4 protein-coding genes and 2 pseudogenes are annotated in these 3567 nt (G+C 75.3%); 4 read left to right on the top strand and 2 right to left on the bottom strand.

The window, feature by feature from the left end:
* Positions 1-86: 86 nt before the first annotated feature.
* Together ACFV5N_RS25910 and ACFV5N_RS25905 are read right to left on the bottom strand one after the other, a co-directional pair.
* Positions 87-305, bottom strand: a pseudogene (locus ACFV5N_RS25910) (hypothetical protein); the annotation flags it as partial.
* Positions 277-879 (bottom strand): annotated as a pseudogene (locus tag ACFV5N_RS25905) (siderophore-interacting protein); the annotation flags it as partial. The pseudogenes ACFV5N_RS25910 and ACFV5N_RS25905, both read right to left, overlap by 29 nt.
* Before the next feature lie 235 nt (positions 880-1114).
* On the opposite strand from ACFV5N_RS25905, the gene ACFV5N_RS25900 reads away from it, so the two are divergent.
* The 4 genes from ACFV5N_RS25900 to ACFV5N_RS25885 all read left to right on the top strand — a co-directional run.
* On the top strand, positions 1115-1435 hold the full coding sequence (locus ACFV5N_RS25900) for a hypothetical protein (RefSeq protein ID WP_385604390.1): 321 nt from the start codon (positions 1115-1117) through the stop codon (positions 1433-1435).
* A 31-nt stretch (positions 1436-1466) separates the two neighbouring features.
* On the top strand, positions 1467-2267 hold the full coding sequence (locus ACFV5N_RS25895) for a TlyA family RNA methyltransferase (protein ID WP_385604393.1): 801 nt from the start codon (positions 1467-1469) through the stop codon (positions 2265-2267).
* Complete coding sequence (locus ACFV5N_RS25890) at positions 2264-3187, top strand: NAD kinase (RefSeq protein ID WP_385604387.1); 924 nt, start codon at positions 2264-2266, stop codon at positions 3185-3187. Before ACFV5N_RS25895 ends, ACFV5N_RS25890 begins: the two co-directional genes overlap by 4 nt.
* Before the next feature lie 41 nt (positions 3188-3228).
* A partial coding sequence (locus ACFV5N_RS25885) for an AAA family ATPase (protein ID WP_385604384.1) occupies positions 3229-3567 on the top strand: 339 nt, incomplete at its 3' end.

Genomic DNA, 3567 nt, shown 5'->3' with positions numbered 1-3567 from the left:
CCGGTGTGGTGGGCTGCGTCATCGCTGCTCCCGGGGTGTCTCGGTAGGGGTGTTCACAGCTCGCGGAGGAGTCGTGGCAGGGGTGTTCACAGCTCGCCCATCCGCCGGATGACCGGGGCGACCCGCTGGACGCCGTGGCGGTACGCGCCCCGCGCCGCGTCCCGGACCGCCTCGCGCACCGCTCCCCTGACCCGGCCGGTCTCCCCGGTCGCGGGGGCGCCCGGCGGGCAGGTGGGTGGCGCGTACCGACTCCAGCAGGGTGGCGCCGGCGCGGTCGCGGATGATCCAGGTGATGTCGGCGTCGGCCCGGGTGGCCAGTTCCTGGCGGTCGTCGGGGTGGGCGACCTCCAGCCAGACCTTGGCGCGGATGCCGGGCGGCAGCCAGTCGAGGATGCCGGCGACGGCGGGCAGCGCGGTCTCGTCGCCGGTGATGAGCATCCAGTCGGCCTCCGGGGGCGGGCGGAAGTCGACGGCGGCGTTGTCCTCCTCCAGTGGGCCGAGGACGGCGACGGCGTCGCCGGGGGCGGCGTTCTCGGCCCAGCGGGAGGCGGGGCCGCCCTGCGCGCCGTGCAGGGCGAAGTCGATGTCCAGCTCGTCGGGTTCGCGGCGCTGCTCGCGGGCGGTGTAGGTGCGCATGATGCCGCGCTCGGCGGGGTCCATGCGCTGCCAGGCGGGCCACCAGGCGTGGCCGGCGTCCCGGGGGATGGCGACCTCGCGGCGGCCGGGCTGGGGGAGGAAGAGTTTGAAGCGCTGGTCCCGGCCTCCGCTGGCGAAGCGGTGGAGGCTGTCGCCGCCGAGGGTGACGCGGGTGAAGCTGGGGCTGATCCGGGTGGTGCGGAGCACCTGGAGATCGAAGAACTCGAAGGGCGCGGCGGTCATGGTCGTGTCCTCTCGTTGCCTCTCGGAAAGCCGGAACCGAAGGTTAGGCTAACCTAACTCCGCGCTGAGCGTGAGAGCCGGCGAGGGGAGGTGCGGGTGGGCGCGGAGGTGCGAGGGGGCGTGCCGGCCCCGGGCGGAGCGCGTACGGCCCCCGTACGCCACCCCGTTGGGCGGGCCGGGCCGGGCCGCGCGGGGCGAGCACGTACGGCGGTGGGCAGGCGGTAGCGTCGGGCGTATGCACGAGCCCACCGCCATGGACCACACCCCCGCCGGAGCGGGAGCCGCAACCGGCACCGGCCCCGCGGACCAGCCGGAGGCGACGGCGGCACCCGAGGCCGCGGGGACGCCGGAGGCCGGCGCACCGCGCCCGCTGGGGGTCGGCGTCACCGCCACCGGGCACGCCGGGGTCGACGCCGTACTGGCCCGGCTCGCCGACGCCGATCACCTCGCCGTCGGCGGCCACGGGGAGGTGTACGAGGATGTTCACCGCGGGCTGCGTGACACGCTGACCGCGCTCGACGTCCCGCACCCCCATCCCGTGACCCCCAGGAGCTGAACCACCCGTGGCCGCAGCGACCCGCCGACGCCTGTCCCGTCTCGACGCCGAACTGGTGCGGCGCAAGCTCGCCCGCTCGCGCGAGCACGCCAGGACGCTGATCGAGGCCGGCCGGGTCTCGGTCGACGGACTGGTGGCGGCCAAGCCCGCCACCCAGGTCGCCACCAGCGCCGCCCTGCTGGTGCGCGAGGACGCCGACGACCCCGGGTACGTCTCGCGCGGCGGCCACAAACTCGCCGGAGCCCTGGACGCCTTCACCCCGCTCGGGCTGCGCGTCACCGGCCGCCGCGCGCTCGACGCGGGCGCCTCCACCGGCGGGTTCACCGACGTCCTGCTGCGGGCCGGAGCCGCGCACGTGATCGCCGTGGACGTCGGGTACGGGCAACTCGCCTGGACGCTCCAGGCGGACGAGCGCGTCACCGTACGGGACCGCACGAACGTACGGGAGATGACCCTCGAACAGATCGGCGGGGTGCCGGCGGAACTGATCGTCGGGGATCTGTCGTTCATCCCCCTGGGACTGGTGCTGCCCGCCCTGATCGCCTGCGCCGCGCCGGACGCCGATCTGGTGCTGATGGTGAAACCGCAGTTCGAGGTCGGCAAGGAACGACTCGGCAGCGGAGGCGTCGTCCGCAGCCCGCGGCTGCGCGCCGAGGCGGTGACCGCCGTCGCGGAGCGGGCCGCGGACCTGGGGCTCGGCGTCCGGGGGGTCACCGCCAGCCCGCTGCCCGGACCGTCGGGCAACGTCGAGTACTTCCTGTGGCTGCGCGCCGGCGCACCCGCACTCGACCCCGCCGATGTCGAACGCGCCGTGACGGAAGGGCCCCAGTGACCACGATCAACCCGCCGCGTACCGTCTTCCTGCTCGCCCACACCGGCCGGCCGGCGGCCGTGCGCAGCGCCGAACTCGTCGTGCGCGGACTGCTCACGCACGGCGTGGGGGTGCGGGTGCTGGCCGAGGAGGCCGCCGACCTGCCGATGCCGGGCCACGGCGCCTACGACGACCGGGTGGAGTGGGTGGAGCCGGGACCCGGGGTGGCGGACGGCTGCGAACTGCTCATCGTGCTCGGCGGGGACGGCACCCTGCTGCGCGGCGCCGAGTTCGCGCGCGCCTCCGGGGTGCCGATGCTCGGGGTGAACCTGGGCCGGGTGGGCTTCCTCGCCGAGGCGGAGCGGGACGACCTGGACCAGGTGGTGGACCGGGTGGTCACCCGCGCCTACGAGGTCGAGGAGCGGATGACCCTGGACGTGCTGGTCACCGACGACGGCCGGGTCATCCACCGGGACTGGGCGCTGAACGAGGCGTCGGTGGAGAAGGCGGCCCGCGAGCGGCTGCTGGAGGTCGTCATCGAGGTGGACGGCCGCCCGGTCTCCGGGTTCGGCGGCGACGGGGTGGTGTGCGCCACCCCGACCGGCTCCACCGCGTACGCCTTCTCGGCCGGCGGCCCGGTCGTGTGGCCGGAGGTCGAGGCGCTGCTGATGGTGCCGATCAGCGCGCACGCGCTGTTCGCGAAACCGCTGGTCACCGCGCCGGGGTCGGTGCTCGCGGTGGAGGTGCGCCCGGACACCTGGCCCGCCGTGCTGTGGTGCGACGGCCGCCGCACGGTCGAACTGCCGGCCGGTGCCCGCGTGGAGGTACGGCGCGGGCTGGCGCCGGTCCGGCTGGCCCGGCTGCACCGGGCCCCGTTCACCGACCGGCTGGTGGCCAAGTTCGCGCTGCCGGTGGCCGGATGGCGTGGCGCTCCGCACTGATGTTCGACCCCGGGCGTCGCCACACCCCCCGATGACCTCGTATGGTCGTATCCGTGTTGGAGGAGATGCGGATCAAGGACCTGGGCGTGATCGACGACGCGATCGTCGAACTGTCCACCGGCTTCACCGCGGTGACCGGCGAGACCGGCGCCGGCAAGACCATGGTCGTCACCAGTCTTGGCCTGCTGCTCGGCGGGCGCGCCGATGCCGCGCTGGTGCGCGCCGGCGCGGCCACGGCCGTGGTGGAGGGCCGCATCAGCCTGCCACCCGGAGCCCCGGCCGCGCACCGCGCCGAGGAGGCCGGTGCCGAACTCGACGACGGGGCGCTGCTCATCAGCCGCACCGTCTCCGCCGAGGGACGCTCCCGGGCGTACGTCGGC

The organism is Streptomyces sp. NPDC059853 (genome assembly GCF_042731495.1).
In the GTDB taxonomy this organism is placed as follows: Bacteria; Actinomycetota; Actinomycetes; order Streptomycetales; family Streptomycetaceae; genus Streptomyces.
Note: the sequence above shows the minus strand (reverse complement) of the source record. Positions and strands in the feature narration are given on the sequence as shown.

Coding starts and splice junctions, on each gene's coding strand:
- ACFV5N_RS25900 (WP_385604390.1), top strand. CDS start 1,115: ATGCACGAGCCCACCGCCATGGACCACACCCCCGCCGGAGCGGGAGCC.